The organism is Streptomyces sp. NPDC045998, assembly GCF_056430285.1.
Window position 1 is genome coordinate 229,856 of the sequence record NZ_JBWKLJ010000003.1, and the last position, 15,490, is coordinate 245,345.

Here is a 15,490-nt window from a genome sequence, read left to right on the forward strand (position 1 = left end):
GCCGCCCCCGTCCGGCGTGGGGGCCGGGACGGGGGCGGCGTTCGGGGCCCCTGCGAGGGGCGGGGCGGACCTCAGCCCATGTGCGGGTACGTGTAGTCCGTCGGCGGGACCAGCGTCTCCTTGATGGCGCGGGTCAGCGTCCAGCGCATCAGGTTCTGCGGGGCGCCCGCCTTGTCGTTCGTGCCGGAGGCGCGGCCGCCGCCGAAGGGCTGCTGGCCGACGACGGCGCCGGTCGACTTGTCGTTGATGTAGAAGTTGCCCGCGGCGTACCGCAGCTTCTCCATCGTGTACGCGGCGGCGGCGCGGTCGTTGGCGATGACGGAGCCCGTCAGGGCGTACGCCGACACCGACTCCATCTGCTCCAGCATCGCGTCGTACTGGTCGTCCTCGTACACGTACACCGCGAGGATCGGACCGAAGTACTCGGTCGTGAAGACCTCGTTCTCGGGGTCGGTGCACGCGATGACGGTCGGGCGGACGAAGTAGCCCACCGAGTCGTCGTACGTGCCGCCCGCGACGATCGTGCAGGACGGGTCGGCCTTGGCGCGGTCGATGGCCGCCTTGTTCTTGGCGAAGGCCCGCTCGTCGATGACGGCGCCGATGAAGTTCGTCAGGTCGGTGACGTCACCCATCTTGATGCCGTCGACCTCGGTGGCGAACTCCTCCTTGAAGCCGGAGTTCCAGATCGAGGCCGGGATGTACGCGCGCGAGGTCGCCGAGCACTTCTGGCCCTGGAACTCGAAGGCGCCGCGGGTCAGCGCGGTCTTCAGGATCGCGCGGTCGGCGCTCGGGTGCGCGACGACGAAGTCCTTGCCGCCCGTCTCGCCGACGATGCGCGGGTAGGAGCGGTACTTCTCGATGTTGTTGCCGACCGTCTTCCACAGGTGCTGGAAGGTCTTGGTCGAACCGGTGAAGTGGATGCCGGCGAGCATCGGGTGGTTCAGGGCCACCTCGGAGACGGCGATGCCGTCGCCCGTCACCAGGTTGATGACGCCCTTGGGCAGCCCGGCCTCCTCCAGCAGCTCCATGAGCAGCACGGCGGCGTGGGTCTGCGTCGGGGACGGCTTCCAGACGACCACGTTGCCCATGAGCGCCGGGGCGGTGGGGAGGTTGCCCGCGATGGCCGTGAAGTTGAACGGCGTGATCGCGTAGACGAAGCCCTCCAGCGGGCGGTGGTCGAGGCGGTTCCACACACCCGGGGAGTTGGCCGGCGGCTGCTCGGCGAGCAGGTCGCGGGCGTACTTGACGTTGAAGCGCCAGAAGTCGACGAGCTCGCACGGCGTGTCGATCTCGGCCTGCTGGGCGGTCTTCGACTGACCGAGCATGGTCGAGGCGGCCAGGGTCTCGCGCCACGGGCCGGCCAGCAGCTCGGCGGCGCGCAGGATGATCGCGGCGCGGTCGTCGAAGGACATCGCGCGCCACGCCGGGGCGGCGGCGAGGGCCGCGTCGATCGCGTCCTGGGCGTCCGCCTGCGTGGCGCCCGCGAAGGTGCCGAGGACCTTGGCGTGGGCGTGCGGCTGCACGACGTTCACGCGCTCGCCGCCGCCCATCCGCTTGACGCCGCCGATGGTCATCGGCAGGTCGATCGGGTTCTCGGCGAGCTCCTTGAGCTTGGCCTCGAGGCGGGTGCGCTCGGCCGAGCCGGGGGCGTAGGTGTGGACCGGCTCGTTGACCGGAGCGGGGACCTGGGTCACAGCGTCCATGAGTTCCGAATCTCCTTCTGATTCTTCAGTTCTTGGTGATCATCGAGCGGACGAAGAACAGCAGGTTGGCCGGCTTCTCCGCGAGGCGGCGCATGAAGTACCCGTACCAGTCGGTTCCGTACGCGGTGTAGACGCGCATCCGGTGCCCCTCGGCGGCGAGCCGCACGTGCTCGTCGCTGCGGATCCCGTACAGCATCTGGAACTCGTACTCGTCCAGTTTGCGCCCGGCGCGGCGCGCGAGCTCCTGGCCGACGGCGATGAGCCGCGGGTCGTGGGACCCGATCATCGGGTAGCCGTCGCCCTCCATCAGGATCTTCAGGATCCGGACGTACGCCTTGTCGATCTCGTGCTTGTCCTGGTACGCGACCGAGGCGGGCTCCTCGTAGGCGCCCTTCACGATCCGTACGCGGCTGCCGTTCGCGGCGAGGCGGCGGGCGTCCTCCTCGGTGCGGAAGAGGTACGCCTGGATGACGCAGCCCGTCTGCGGGAAGTCCTTCCGCAGCTCCTCGTGGATGGCGAACATCGAGTCGAGGGTGGTGTGGTCCTCCGCGTCGAGGGTGACCGTGGTGCCGATGGAGGCGGCGGCCTCGACGACGCGGCGGACGTTGGCGAGCGCCAGCTCGTGCCCGCCCTCCAGGGACTGGCCGAACATCGACAGCTTCACCGACATCTCGGCCTTCTCGCCCAGCCCGAGCTCCTCCAGGTGCTCGATCAGCTCCATGTAGGCGTCGCGGGCGGCGTGCGCCTGGTCGCGCGTGGTGATGTCCTCGCCGACCACGTCCAGGGTGACCTCCAGGCCCTTGTCCGCCATCTCACGGACGAGCGGGACGACCTGGTCGACCCTCTCCCCCGCGATGAAGCGGGCGACGACCTGCTTGGTGCCCGGGGCGGCAGAGACGAAGCGGCGCATCTTGTCACTGCGCGACGCGGCAAGGATCACGGGACCCAGCACGGGGCACCTCCACGGAACACGGAGAGAAGGAGGCCATTCCGGTACAGATCCGGAACAGCACGGAGAACCACCGTGAAACCTAAGGATCGCGCGCACGCGCTGCCATCGACAGCTGTCACGCATCCGTGCCCCACCTCTCATACATCTGTCTGAAGTCGGGGAACAAGAGTGACAGAATGCCCGGGTGAAGGCGGATTACCAGGACCTGGTCGACGAGATCTCGGCGCTGCTGGGCGCCCCCGCGACGCTGGAGAACCGGGATTTCGGGCTCATCGCCTTCGGCGCGCACGACAGCGACGACGACGCCGCGATGGACCCGGTGCGGACGCGGTCGATCCTGACCCGGAAGTCGACGCCCGCGGTGCGCGCCTGGTTCGAGGGTTTCGGCATCACCCGGGCGACCGGCCCCGTCCGTATCCCCGCCGCCCCCGACGCGGGCGTCTACCGGGGCCGGATCTGCCTGCCGGTACGCCATCGGGGTGTCGTCCTTGGGTACGTCTGGCTCCTCGACGCCGACCCGGGCCCTTCGCCCGAACGGCTGACGGCGGCCATGGAGGTGGCCTCCCGGATCGGCGCGCTGCTCGCGGACGAGGAGCGCGCGGGCGCCGACCTCTCGCGCGAGCTGCGCGCGGTGCTCACGGCCGAGCGGGGCTGGCAGTACGACATGGCGCTGGCGGCGCTGCGCACGGCCCTGGGCCCGGACGCGGAGGGCCTGCACGCCCTGGTGTGCGTGGCCCCGTGGCCGGACGCGGACACCCCGTCGGTACGCGTCGCACCGGGCGCGGCGGCCCTGTGCACGCTGCCGTGGCCGGGCCGGGAGGCCCCACAGCCGCCGGCCACCGGCCCCCGCTGCCTCGCCGCCCTGATCCGGCTCCGCTCCGCCGACTCCCCGGCCCCCGCGCTCACCGCGGCCGGCCGCCTCCGGGACGCGGCCGGCGGCACGCCGGCCCCGGCGGCCGCCACGCCCACGGCCGCGTGGGCGACCCGCGGCGCGAACGCCGCCGTCGCGGGGGTGGCCGACCCGCGGCGCGGGCTGGGCGACCTCGCGGAGGCGTGGCGGGAGGCGGCGTCCGCCGCCCGCGCGGCCATGGCCCAGCCCCGGCTCGGGCCGCTGGCCCCGTGGGCGTCGATCGGGCCGTACCGGCTCCTCACAGCCCTCCCGGCGGACGCGCCCCACGACCCGGCGGTCCGCGCCCTGCTCACCCCCGCGCACACGGAACTGGCCCGCACCGCCGAGGTGTTCCTCGACTGCGCGGGCCAGGCGGGCCGCACGGCGGCGGCCCTGGGCATCCACCGGCAGACGCTCTACTACCGGCTCTCCCGCGTGGAGCAGCTGACCGGCCTCGACCTCGACGACGGCGAGGACCGGCTGCTGCTCCACATGGCGCTCAAGGAGGCCCGGCTGTGACCGGGCCGATCACCGTGCAGTGGGTCCGCACCACGTGGACCACGACCTCACGCGGCGGCAAGGCCGCCGCCCGGCGCAATGCCCTGCCCACGGGTTTCCCCCTCCCGGGTGACACCGATGGCCCGTTCGCCCATCGCGTGCGCATGGACGAGTGGCGCGGCTTCACCCCGGAGGCGTCGGTCCGGACCCTGGGCGACACGCCCGTCCGGCTGCTGGAGCGGGACGGGCTGCTGTCCGTGCTCCCCCGCGTGGACCCGATGCACGGCATCCCGCCCCGGCGGCGCCGGCCGCCCGCCGTGCGGCTGGCACGGGGCGAGTGGCTGCGCTGGCAGCTCAATTACCGGTTCAGCTCGGCACTCGGCATCCGGGGCTGGACGTACTGGCTGGACACCTTCAACGTCGCCTACGGGCCCGTGGGCCCCGGGGTCTTCCTCGGCGAGCCGACCCGCCTCATCGACGAGACCGGCCCGGTGCGCTGAACGCACCGGGCCGGTCTCAGGACGAGCGTGGAACGGGTCAGGCCAGGTTCACCGAGCGGGCCGACGTGGCGCCGATCTCCTCCGCGACCTCGGTCAGGACCTGCTGCGGGACCGTGTCGTCGACGGTGAGGACCGCGAGGGCCTCGCCGCCCTCGGCCGCGCGGGCGACCTGCATGCCGGCGATGTTGAGCCCGGCCTCGCCGAGGATGCGGCCCACGGTGCCGACGACACCGGGACGGTCCTCGTAGCGCAGGACGACCATGTGGTCGGCGAGCGCGAGGTCCACGTCGTAGTCCCCGACGGCGACGATCTTCTGCAGGTGCTTCGGGCCGGCCAGGGTGCCGGAGACCGCGACCTCCTCGCCGTCCGAGAGCGTGCCGCGCACGGTGACCACGTTGCGGTGGTCGGGCGACTCGGAGCTGGTGGTGAGGCGGACCTCGACACCGCGCTCCTGCGCGAACAGCGGGGCGTTGACGTACGAGACGGTCTCGTCGACGACGTCCTCGAAGACGCCCTTGAGCGCGGAGAGCTCCAGCACCTTGACGTCGTGCTGGGTGATCTCGCCGTAGACCTCGACGTCCAGCCGTACGGCGACCTCGCCCGCGAGGGCGGTGAAGATCCGGCCGAGGTGCTCGGCGAGCGGCAGGCCCGGCTTGACGTCCTCGGCGATGACACCGCCCTGGACGTTGACCGCGTCCGGCACCAGCTCACCGGCGAGCGCGAGCCGCACCGAGCGGGCGACCGCGATACCGGCCTTCTCCTGCGCCTCGTCCGTCGACGCGCCGAGGTGCGGGGTGCACACGACCTGGTCGAGCTCGAACAGCGGGGAGTCGGTGCACGGCTCCTTCGCGTACACGTCGAGGCCCGCGCCCGCGACGCGGCCCTCCTTGAGCGCCGCGTACAGCGCCGCCTCGTCGACGATCCCGCCGCGCGCGGCGTTGACGATGCGGACGGCCGGCTTGACCTTGTGCAGCGCCTCGTCGCCGATGAGACCGAGCGTCTCGGGGGTCTTCGGCAGGTGGACGGTGATGAAGTCGGAGACCTCCAGCAGCTCGTCCAGCGAGAGCAGCTTGACACCCATCTGCGCGGCGCGCGCGGGCTGGACGTAGGGGTCGTACGCGACGATCTTCATGCCGAAGGCCGACATGCGCTGGGCGACCAGGACGCCGATGCGGCCGAGGCCGACGACGCCGAGGGTCTTCTCGCTGAGCTCGACGCCGGTGTACTTGCTGCGCTTCCACTCGCCGTTCTTGAGGGCGGTGTTGGCCTGCGGGATGTTCCGCGCGGTGGCGATGAGCAGGCCGCACGCGAGCTCGGCGGCGGTGACGATGTTGGAGGTCGGCGCGTTGACGACCATGACGCCGGCCTTGGTGGCGGCGGAGACGTCGACGTTGTCGAGGCCGACGCCGGCGCGGGCGATGACCTTCAGCCGCTTGGCGGCGGCGATGGCCTCGGAGTCGACCTTGGTCGCGGAGCGCACCAGGATCGCGTCCACGTCCGCGATGGCGGGGAGCAGTTCGGCCCGGTCGGCGCCGTTGCAGTGCCGGATGTCGAAGTCCGGTCCCAGCGCGTCGACAGTGGCGGGCGACAGCTCTTCAGCGATGAGTACAACCGGCTTTTTCGTGGGGTGCGAGCTCACGTGAGTCCTCACAAGTCCAGTGCGGAGGCCGTCCCGACGGCCGCAGGCGGTGGAGGGGGCATGCCGCGTGGAAGACGCACGACGCTGTGGGCCTGACGCGTTGTTGTTCAGAAGTGTAGTGCGGATGAGGGGTTTCTTTTCCGCCACTGCGGAAGGATCACCCATCCGTGGTTGGCCTCGGTGTCCAACCCTGACGGAGGCCGGCCGACACCGGCCGACACGAAGGCGGCGGGTCCGGAGCTCCCCTCCGGACCCGCCGCCAAGAGGCTTACGCCTCCTCGTTGTCGACCCAGCTCATGAGCTTGCGCAGCTCCTTGCCGGTGGTCTCCAGCAGGTGCTGCGAGTCCTGGGTCTTGTACTCGTGGTACTTCTTCAGACCGCCGTGGTACTCGTCCATCCAGTTCTTGGCGAACGTGCCGTCCTGGATCTCGGCGAGGACCTTCTTCATCTCGGCCTTGGTGGCGTCGGTGACGATGCGGGGGCCGGTGACGTAGTCGCCCCACTCGGCGGTCTCGGAGACCGACCAGCGCATCTTCTCCAGGCCGCCCTCGTACATCAGGTCCACGATCAGCTTCAGCTCGTGGAGGCACTCGAAGTAGGCGATCTCCGGCTGGTAGCCGGCCTCGACCAGGGTCTCGAAGCCCGCCTTCACCAGGGCGCTGGCGCCGCCGCACAGCACGGCCTGCTCGCCGAAGAGGTCGGTCTCGGTCTCCTCGGTGAAGGTCGTCTTGATGACGCCCGCGCGGGTGCCGCCGATGGCCTTGGCGTACGACAGGGCGAGCGCGAAGGCGTTGCCGGTGGCGTCCTGCTCGACGGCGGCGATCGCCGGGACGCCGCGGCCCTCCTCGTACTGGCGGCGGACCAGGTGGCCCGGGCCCTTCGGGGCGACGAGCGCGACGTCGACGCCGGCCGGGGGCTTGATGAAGCCGAAGCGGACGTTGAAGCCGTGGGCGAAGAACAGGGCGTCGCCGTCCTTGAGGTTGTCCTTGATGGACTCCTCGTAGACCTGGGCCTGGATCGGGTCCGGGATCAGGATCATGATGACGTCGGCCTCGGCGGCGGCCTCGGCCGGCGTGACCACGCGCAGGCCCTGCTCCTCGGCCTTGGCCTTGGACTTCGAGCCCTCGTGCAGACCGACGCGGACGTCGACACCCGAGTCACGGAGCGACAGCGCGTGGGCGTGGCCCTGGCTGCCGTATCCGATCACCGCGACCTTGCGGCCCTGGATGATGGACAGGTCGGCGTCGTCGTCGTAGAACAGCTCGGCCACTGGGTTTCTCCTTGGTGTGCTGATGGTGCGTCCCACCGTACGGCGGGGAGGGATGTGAAAGTTGAGGGGTCTCGCTACGCGAGAAACCAGGGTTACGCGGAACGGTCCAGGGCCCGCAGGCTGCGGTCCGTGATGGACCGGGCACCACGCCCTATGGCGATCGTGCCGGACTGGACCAGCTCCTTGATGCCGAACTGCTCCAGCATCTTCAGCATGGCGTCGAGCTTGTCACTCGAACCGGTGGCCTCGATGGTGACCGCCTCGGGGGAGACGTCCACGGTCTTGGCGCGGAACAGCTGGACGATCTCGACGATCTGGGAGCGGGTCTCGTTGTCGGCGCGGACCTTCACCAGGACGAGCTCGCGCTGGATCGCGGCGCTGGGCTCGAGTTCGACGATCTTCAGGACGTTGACCAGCTTGTTGAGCTGCTTGGTCACCTGCTCCAGCGGCAGGTCCTCGACATTGACCACGATGGTGATGCGGGAGATGTCGGGGTGCTCGGTGACACCGACGGCGAGTGAGTCGATGTTGAAGCCGCGGCGGGAGAACAGGGCGGCGATCCGGGCGAGGATGCCGGGGGTGTTCTCCACCAGGACGGAGAGCGTGTGCTTGGACATGTTTCTTGACTCAGCTCTCTCTCAGTCGTCTTCGCTGTCGCCGAAGTCGGGGCGGACACCACGGGCGGCCATGACCTCGTCGTTGGAGGTGCCGGCGGCGACCATGGGCCAGACCTGGGCGTCCTCGTGGACGATGAAGTCGATGACGACCGGGCGGTCGTTGATGGCGTTGGCCTCGGCGATGACCTTGTCCAGGTCCTCCGGGCGCTCGCAGCGCAGTGCCACGCAGCCCATGGCCTCGGACAGCTTCACGAAGTCCGGGATGCGGGTGCCGGCGCTGGGCTCCTTGCCGGTGGCCTCCGGGCCGGAGTGCAGCACGGTGTTGGAGTAGCGCTGGTTGTAGAACAGGGTCTGCCACTGGCGGACCATCCCGAGGGCGCCGTTGTTGATGATGGCGACCTTGATCGGGATGTTGTTCAGCGCGCAGGTGACCAGCTCCTGGTTGGTCATCTGGAAGCAGCCGTCGCCGTCGATGGCCCAGACCGTGCGGTCCGGCATGCCGGCCTTGGCGCCCATGGCGGCCGGGACGGCGTAGCCCATGGTTCCGGCGCCGCCGGAGTTCAGCCAGGTGGCCGGCTTCTCGTAGTCGATGAAGTGGGCGGCCCACATCTGGTGCTGGCCGACGCCGGCCGCGTAGATGGTGCCCTCCGGGGCCAGCTGGCCGATGCGCTGGATGACCTGCTGCGGGGCGAGGGTGCCGTCCTCGGGCTGGTCGTAGCCGAGGGGGTACGTCTCGCGCCAGCGGTTGAGGTCCTTCCACCATGCGCTGTAGTCGCCGGTGTTGCCCTCGGTGTGCTCGGCCTGGACGGCCTGGACCAGGTCGGCGATGACCTCGCGGGCGTCGCCCACGATCGGGACGTCGGCGGCGCGGTTCTTGCCGATCTCGGCCGGGTCGATGTCCGCGTGGACGATCTTGGCGAACGGGGCGAAGCTGTCCAGCTTGCCGGTGACGCGGTCGTCGAACCGGGCGCCGAGGGCGACGATCAGGTCGGCCTTCTGCAGCGCGGTGACGGCCGTGACGGCGCCGTGCATGCCGGGCATGCCGACGTGCAGCGGGTGGCTGTCGGGGAAGGCGCCCAGGGCCATCAGGGTGGTGGTGACCGGGGCCTGGGTCAGCTCGGCCAGGACCTTCAGCTCCGCGGTGGCGCCGGCCTTGAGGACGCCGCCGCCGACGTACAGGACGGGGCGCTTGGCCTGGGTGATGAGCTTGGCGGCCTCGCGGATCTGCTTGGCGTGCGGCTTGGTGACCGGGCGGTAGCCGGGCAGGTCGAGCTGCGGCGGCCAGCTGAAGACCGTCTTGGCCTGGAGGGCGTCCTTGGCGATGTCGACCAGCACCGGGCCGGGGCGGCCGGTGGAGGCGATGTGGAACGCCTCGGCGATCGTCTTCGGGATGTCCTCGGCCTTGGTGACCAGGAAGTTGTGCTTGGTGATCGGCATGGTGATGCCGCAGATGTCCGCCTCCTGGAAGGCGTCCGTGCCGATGGCCTTGGAGGCGACCTGGCCGGTGATCGCGACCAGCGGGACGGAGTCCATGTGGGCGTCGGCGATCGGGGTGACCAGGTTGGTGGCGCCGGGTCCCGAGGTCGCCATGCAGACGCCGACCTTGCCGGTGGCCTGGGCGTAGCCGGTCGCGGCGTGGCCCGCGCCCTGCTCGTGGCGGACCAGGATGTGACGGACCTTGGTGGAGTCCATCATCGGGTCGTAGGCGGGGAGGATGGCGCCGCCGGGGATGCCGAACACCGTGTCGGCGCCCACTTCCTCGAGAGAGCGGATGAGGGACTGCGCACCCGTGACGTGCTCAACGGTGGCGGAGGAGGTTCCCTGTCCGCCGGTACGGGGCCGCGGCTGCGGATGGTGGGCCCCGGTGGCCTGCTCGGTCATCGGCATTCTCTTCTCGAAGCTGAGGGTTTTTGCGTGGGTTTAGCTGGTTCGGCGGGGTGCCAGTGCAACAAAAAACCCCTCGTGCCGTGAGGCAAGCGAGGGGAGCGCGCCGGTGTGGGTCCGCACGGCCGTCGAGGGGCCGTGCTCAGCCGACGCGCTTTCCAAGTACGAGAATTCGGGTGCGCATGGCATTGACCCTCCACCCGGCGCACCATGAGTGTCAAGTGGGTGGGACGCGCGTCTCATTATGTGAGCGCATCGGGGGAAGGGACGCGGGCAGGACGGGCAGGGTCGCGGGCACGGTGGAGCCGACGGTGGACCCGGTCGCGCAGCCCGTGGTGGAGCCGGTGAGGACGGGGAGGGCGACGCCGCCGGGGACCGGGAACTCGTCCCGGACCAGCGCACGGCGCAGCCGGTACTCGTCGAGCGGCCCGGAGAAGGCCATTCCCTGTCCATGCGTGCACCCCATCGCGCGCAGCGCCAGCACCTGCTCCGGTACGTCCACGCCGTCGGCGACCGACTGCATGCCGAGGTCGCAGGCGATGCGGAGCAGCCCGCTGGTGATCTTGTGCAGCCGAGAGGACTCGACCACACCTTCCACCAGTCCTCTGTCCAGTTTCAGTATGTCCACGGGGAGGCGGCGAAGCGCGGTGATGGCGGCGTATCCGCTGCCGAAACCGTCGAGGGCGACGCGTACGCCCAGGCGGCGCAGGGCCACCAGGCGGTGCTCCAGCTCGTCGAAGGAGAGCCGCGGATCGCTGTCGGCGAGCTCGATGATCAGGGAGCCGGAGGGCAGGGCGTGCCGGGTGAGCAGCGCTTCGACGGTCGGCAGCGGCAGGGACCGGTCGAGCAGCCCGCGGGCCGGCAGGCGGACGGTGACGGGCACGTGGTGGCCGCTGCGGCCGCGCTCGGCGGCCGCGTCGACGGCCGCTTCGAGCAGCCAGCGGCTGAGCTCGCCGGTGCGCTCGCCGTCCTCGGCGACCCTGAGGTACTCCGCCGGGGTGAACAGGATGCCCTGGGGGGAGCGCCAGCGGGCCTGGGCGGCGACGGCGGCGACCCGGCCGGTGGCGAGGTCGATCACGGGCTGGTGGAGCAGCGCGAACTCGCCGTCCTTCAGCGCGCTGCGCAGCCGGGTGGCCAGGGTCGTACGGCGGACGACCTCGGCCTGCATCTGGGGGGCGTACAGCTCGACGCGGTTCTTGCCGCCCGCCTTGGCGCGGTACATGGCGAGGTCGGCGTTGCGCAGGAGGTCCCCGGCGTTGATGCCGGGCTCCGCGAAGGCGACGCCGATGGAGGCGGCGACGCGCACCTCCTGGCCCTCGACCCGGTAGGGCTCGGAGAGCGTGAGCCGCAGGCGGTCGGCGATCTCGTGGACCTGGATCTCGCGCTCGCCCTGTTCGTGGCCGCCGTCGCCGAGGATGAGCGCGGCGAACTCGTCGCCGCCGAGCCGGGCGGCGGTGTCCCCGGCCCGTACCGAGTCCTGGAGGCGGCGGGCGGCCTGGACGAGCAGCTCGTCGCCGGCCTGGTGGCCGAGCCGGTCGTTGACGCCCTTGAAGCCGTCGAGGTCGATGAAGAGCACGGCGGTGCCGGAGTCGCCGGCCCGGCGGCCGCTGAGGGCCTGGCGGACGCGCTTGGTGAACAGGGCGCGGTTGGGCAGGTCGGTGAGCGGGTCGTGCTCGGCGTTGTGCTGGAGCTGGGCCTGGAGGCGGACCCGTTCGGTGACGTCCCGGCTGTTGAAGATCAGGCCGCCCTGGTGGCGGTTGACGGTGGACTCGACGTTGAGCCACTCGCCGGTGCCGGACTTGAAGCGGCACTCGATGCGGGTCGTGGGCTCCTCCGCGGGGGAGGCGGCCAGGAACCGCCGCACCTCGTGGACCACGGCTCCGAGGTCGTCGGGGTGGATGAGGGAGGCGAGCTCGGAGCCGATGAGCTCATCGGCCTCCCGCCCGTACACCCCGGACGCGGCCGGGCTGACGTAGCGCAGGACACCGGTGGGCGCGGCGATCATGATGACGTCGCTGGAGCCCTGCACGAGCGACCGGAAGTGGTTCTCCTTCTGGGCCAGTTCGTGGGTGAGGGCGATGTTGTCGACGAGCATGATGCCCTGCCGTACGACGAGGGCGAGGACGACGGTGCAGCCGGTGAAGACCACGACGCGGTCCACGCGGCGGCCCTCGATGACGTTGTAGAGGATCCCCAGGGTGCAGACGGCCGCCGCCAGGTACGGCGTGAGGGCGGCGAGGGAGCCGGCTACGGGCCGGCCCGGGTGGCGCGGGTGCCCCAGGTGGCGCGGGCCGCGCGGCGGCGCGGCGCTCTCGACGGTGCGGCGCGCGCCCCAGGGGGCGTACGCGAGGAGCAGCGACCCGGCGAACCAGCCGGCGTCCAGCAGCTGGCCGGAGCGGTAGTTCTCGCGCAGCAGCGGTGAGGTGAACAGGGCGTCGCACAGGACGGTCAGCGCGAGGGCCGCGATGGCCGTGTGGACGGCGGACCGGTTGGCCTGGGAGCGCCGGAAGTGCAGCGCCAGGACCATGCTCACCAGCACGATGTCGAGCAGCGGGTACGCGAGCGAGAGCGCGGCCCGGGCGACGCTCTCGCCCTCGAAGCGGGCCGTGTGCGTGAGGGCCAGGCTCCACGACAGGGTGAGCAGGGAGCCGCCGATGAGCCAGGAGTCCAGCCCGAGGCAGACCCAGCCCGCCCGGGTGACCGGGCGCTTGGCGAGGACGAGCAGCCCGACGATGGCGGGCGGCGCGAAGAGCAGGAAGAACAGGTCGGCGAGGGACGGGCTCGGCACCTGCCGGTCCAGGACGACTTCGTACCAGCCCCAGACGCAGTTCCCGGCGGCGGCCATGGCCGAGGAGAACGCGAACAGGAACCAGGCCGGGCGGAAGCGGCTGCCCCGCGCGCGGGCGTACAGGAAGCAGGAGACGGAGGCGGTGATCGCGGCGGCGCTGAGGCCGAAGTCGCCCATCACCTGGGCCATCTTGTCGGAGCCCCAGCCGAGGGCGGCGCCGGTGGCGTAGGCCGCGCAGACGAGGGCGAGGGCGAACTGGCAGACCAGACTGCCCGCGCCGCCCGCCTCACCGCCCCTTCCCGGCCCGTGGCCGCCGCCGTGGGCGACGGACGGGCGCTCGATCAGCATGCCCGGGGCGCTCATCGGAACCCTCCGGCACGGGTGTGCCGCCGGGGCGGCCGGATCGGTGCCGACGCGGGCGCCGGCGCGCTCGCCGGTGCACCGGCTGGTGCGCCGACCGGTGTGCGGCGGGATCGCAGCCGAGTGCCCCGTCGCGTCGGTTCGTTGGTCCATCGACCGTGCATCGCCCGTCGCCCCCCTCGGATTCTGATCGGCAATCACGTCGCTCCCCTGCGTCTTTCCGTGTCGACGCGTGCCCCCAGATCGGGACGATACACCAGATCCGTCACGCAGGGACAGGGGCTATCTACGCTCCGTAACGATCATCTGAGTTACGGGTGCGTACCGCGCGCGTTTGGCTGCGCAGCGTATTCACGTGGTAATGAGCACCTCGTTCCGCAGCGGCTCGCCCTTGGCGAAGAGGGTGAGCTGCTCGGCCAGCAGCCGCTTGGCGCGGGGCATGAAGGCGGAGGTGGAGCCGCCGACGTGGGGGCTGATCAGGACGCCGGGCGCGTGCCACAGCGGGTGTCCGGCGGGCAGCGGCTCGGGATCGGTGACGTCCAGGGCGGCCGTGATCCGGCCACGCTCCGCCTCGGCGAGGAGCGCGTCGGTGTCGAGGACCGGGCCGCGCGAGACGTTCACGAGGAGGGCCCCGTCCTTCATGCGGGCCAGGAAGCCCGCGTCGGCGAGGTGGCGGGTCTCGGGGGTGAGGGGCGTGGCGAGGACGACGACGTCGGCCTGCGGGAGGAGCGCGGGCAGGTCGGTGAGCGCGTGGACGGGCCCGCGCTCGGTGGTGCGGGCGGAGCGCGCGACGCGCATGACCCGCGCGCACTCGAAGGGCGCGAGCCGGTCGTCGATGGCGGCGCCGATGGATCCGTACCCCACGATCAGCACGGACTTGTCCGCGAGCGCCGGGTAGAAGCCGGCCCGCCACTCCTCGCGGTCCTGACCGCGCACGAAGCCGGGGATGCCGCGCAGCGAGGCGAGGATCAGCGCCAGGGTGAGCTCGGCGGTGCTGGCCTCGTGGACGCCCTTGGCGTTGCACAGTGCCACGCCGGGCGGCAGCGAGCCGAGGCCCGGGGTCACGTGGTCTATCCCGGCGGAGAGCGTCTGGACGACGCGTACGGAGGTCATGGCGGCGAGCGGGCGCACCGCGATCTCGCTCGGCTTCATGTACGGGACGACGTAGAAGGCGCAGTCGGCGGGGTCGGCCGGGAAGTCCGGGGCGCCGTCCCAGAACCGGTAGGTCAGGCCGGATTCGGCGGGAGCGGGCAGGCCGTCGATCTCGTCGGCGGGAACGGGGAGCCACACGTCAGCAGTCATGGTCAGGAGGTTAGTTTGGGAAACGGCACGAGGAGGGGTACGGGGAGTTGGAGCGCAGGACAATCGGGGCGACAGCGCTCGAGGTGGGGGCGGTCGGCCTGGGCTGCATGCCGATGAGCTGGGCCTACAGCGCCTCTCAGCAGCACGGCGAGCGCTCCCTGCGCACCGTGCACGCCGCGCTCGACGCCGGTGTGACCCTGCTCGACACGGCCGACATGTACGGGCCGTTCACCAATGAGCTGCTGCTGGGGCGGGTGCTGAAGAAGCGGCGCGCGGACGCCTTCGTGTCGACGAAGTGCGGACTGCTGGTCGGCGACCAGCACATCGTGGCCAACGGCCGCCCGGGGTACGTGCGGCGGGCGTGCGACGCCTCGCTGCGGCGGCTCCAGACGGACGTCATCGACCTGTACCAGCTGCACCGCGCCGACCCGGAGGTGCCCGTCGAGGAGACGTGGGGCGCGATGGCGGAGCTGGTGACGGCCGGCAAGGTGCGGGCGCTGGGGCTGTGTGCGATGGCGGTGCGGTCGGGGCGGCGGGGGGCCGCCGGGCCGGGTGCGGATCTCTACGACGGAACGATTCGCCAGCTGGAGCGGGTGCAGCAGGTCTTCCCCGTGAGCGCCGTACAGGCGGAGCTGTCGGTGTGGTCGCCGGAGGCGCTGCGGCGGCTGCTGCCGTGGTGCGAGGCGCGGGGTGTGGGCTTCCTGGCGGCGATGCCGCTGGGCAACGGCTTCCTGACCGGGACGCTGACGCCGGGCAGTGGTTTCGAGCCGGAGGACCTGCGGGCCCGGCACCCGCGGTTCACGGCCGAGATGATGGCGGCGAACCAGCCGGTGGTGGCGGGCCTGCGCCGGGTCGCCGCGCGGCACGGCGGGCCGGCGGCCGGGGTGACTCCGGCGCAGGTGGCGCTGGCGTGGGCGCTGTCGCGCGGACCGCACGTGGTGCCCGTACCGGGGACGAAGCACGAGCGGTGGGCGGTGGAGAACGCGGGCGCGGCGGCGCTGAGGCTGGCGCCGGAGGACCTCGCGGAGATCGCGGCGCTGCCGCCGGCGCAGGGTTCGTGGGACTGACCGCACGTGCGTGGCGGTCTG

General features: G+C 71.5%; 11 protein-coding genes. 3 read left to right on the forward strand and 8 right to left on the reverse strand.

Features of this window, described 5'->3' with window-relative positions; translation table 11 throughout:
- Positions 1 to 71: 71 nt before the first annotated feature.
- Positions 72 to 1,703 (reverse strand): L-glutamate gamma-semialdehyde dehydrogenase, encoded by a 1,632-nt coding sequence (gene pruA / locus AC07FJ_RS10075; protein ID WP_479047278.1) that lies wholly within the window; start codon positions 1,701 to 1,703, stop codon positions 72 to 74.
- Between the two features lie 25 nt (positions 1,704 to 1,728).
- On the reverse strand, positions 1,729 to 2,655 hold the full coding sequence (locus tag AC07FJ_RS10080; RefSeq protein WP_479047281.1) for a proline dehydrogenase family protein: 927 nt from the start codon (positions 2,653 to 2,655) through the stop codon (positions 1,729 to 1,731).
- A gap of 184 nt (positions 2,656 to 2,839) precedes the next feature.
- On the opposite strand from AC07FJ_RS10080, the gene AC07FJ_RS10085 reads away from it, so the two are divergent.
- Both AC07FJ_RS10085 and AC07FJ_RS10090 read left to right on the forward strand, forming a co-directional pair.
- Positions 2,840 to 4,063, forward strand: a complete 1,224-nt coding sequence (locus tag AC07FJ_RS10085; RefSeq protein ID WP_479047284.1) for a PucR family transcriptional regulator — start codon at positions 2,840 to 2,842, stop codon at positions 4,061 to 4,063.
- The gene (locus AC07FJ_RS10090) at positions 4,060 to 4,542 is read left to right on the forward strand and encodes a hypothetical protein (protein ID WP_479047286.1); all 483 of its coding nucleotides are present in this window, start codon (positions 4,060 to 4,062) and stop codon (positions 4,540 to 4,542) included. Before AC07FJ_RS10085 ends, AC07FJ_RS10090 begins: the two co-directional genes overlap by 4 nt.
- A 37-nt stretch (positions 4,543 to 4,579) precedes the next feature.
- Here AC07FJ_RS10090 and serA read toward each other — a convergent pair whose 3' ends face one another.
- The 6 genes from serA to AC07FJ_RS10120 form a co-directional block, all read right to left on the reverse strand.
- Complete coding sequence (gene serA, locus AC07FJ_RS10095; RefSeq protein WP_361418602.1) at positions 4,580 to 6,181, reverse strand: phosphoglycerate dehydrogenase; 1,602 nt, start codon at positions 6,179 to 6,181, stop codon at positions 4,580 to 4,582.
- A gap of 268 nt (positions 6,182 to 6,449) precedes the next feature.
- Complete coding sequence (gene ilvC / locus AC07FJ_RS10100) at positions 6,450 to 7,451, reverse strand: ketol-acid reductoisomerase (protein ID WP_479047289.1); 1,002 nt, start codon at positions 7,449 to 7,451, stop codon at positions 6,450 to 6,452.
- Between the two features lie 92 nt (positions 7,452 to 7,543).
- Complete coding sequence (gene ilvN / locus AC07FJ_RS10105; RefSeq protein WP_019889675.1) at positions 7,544 to 8,068, reverse strand: acetolactate synthase small subunit; 525 nt, start codon at positions 8,066 to 8,068, stop codon at positions 7,544 to 7,546.
- Between the two features lie 21 nt (positions 8,069 to 8,089).
- A complete protein-coding gene (locus tag AC07FJ_RS10110) occupies positions 8,090 to 9,955 on the reverse strand; it encodes an acetolactate synthase large subunit (protein WP_361418608.1) in 1,866 nt (621 codons plus the stop codon).
- A 214-nt stretch (positions 9,956 to 10,169) separates the two neighbouring features.
- On the reverse strand, positions 10,170 to 13,103 hold the full coding sequence (locus AC07FJ_RS10115) for a putative bifunctional diguanylate cyclase/phosphodiesterase (protein WP_479047292.1): 2,934 nt from the start codon (positions 13,101 to 13,103) through the stop codon (positions 10,170 to 10,172).
- 348 nt (positions 13,104 to 13,451) lie between these two features.
- Positions 13,452 to 14,402 carry a 2-hydroxyacid dehydrogenase gene (locus AC07FJ_RS10120; protein WP_479047295.1) on the reverse strand — a complete coding sequence of 317 codons (951 nt, stop codon included), beginning with the start codon at positions 14,400 to 14,402 and terminating at the stop codon, positions 13,452 to 13,454.
- 47 nt (positions 14,403 to 14,449) lie between these two features.
- On the opposite strand from AC07FJ_RS10120, the gene AC07FJ_RS10125 reads away from it, so the two are divergent.
- A complete protein-coding gene (locus tag AC07FJ_RS10125) occupies positions 14,450 to 15,469 on the forward strand; it encodes an aldo/keto reductase (protein ID WP_479047298.1) in 1,020 nt (339 codons plus the stop codon).
- The last annotated feature ends 21 nt before the right edge of the window (positions 15,470 to 15,490 follow it).

Bases quoted from the DNA above. Each gene is read 5' to 3' on its own strand.
- pruA (WP_479047278.1), bottom strand. From the start codon at position 1,703: ATGGACGCTGTGACCCAGGTCCCCGCTCCGGTCAACGAGCCGGTCCAC.
- ilvN (WP_019889675.1), bottom strand. From the start codon at position 8,068: ATGTCCAAGCACACGCTCTCCGTCCTGGTGGAGAACACCCCCGGCATC.
- AC07FJ_RS10110 (WP_361418608.1), bottom strand. From the start codon at position 9,955: ATGCCGATGACCGAGCAGGCCACCGGGGCCCACCATCCGCAGCCGCGG.
- AC07FJ_RS10115 (WP_479047292.1), bottom strand. From the start codon at position 13,103: ATGAGCGCCCCGGGCATGCTGATCGAGCGCCCGTCCGTCGCCCACGGC.
- AC07FJ_RS10120 (WP_479047295.1), bottom strand. From the start codon at position 14,402: ATGACTGCTGACGTGTGGCTCCCCGTTCCCGCCGACGAGATCGACGGC.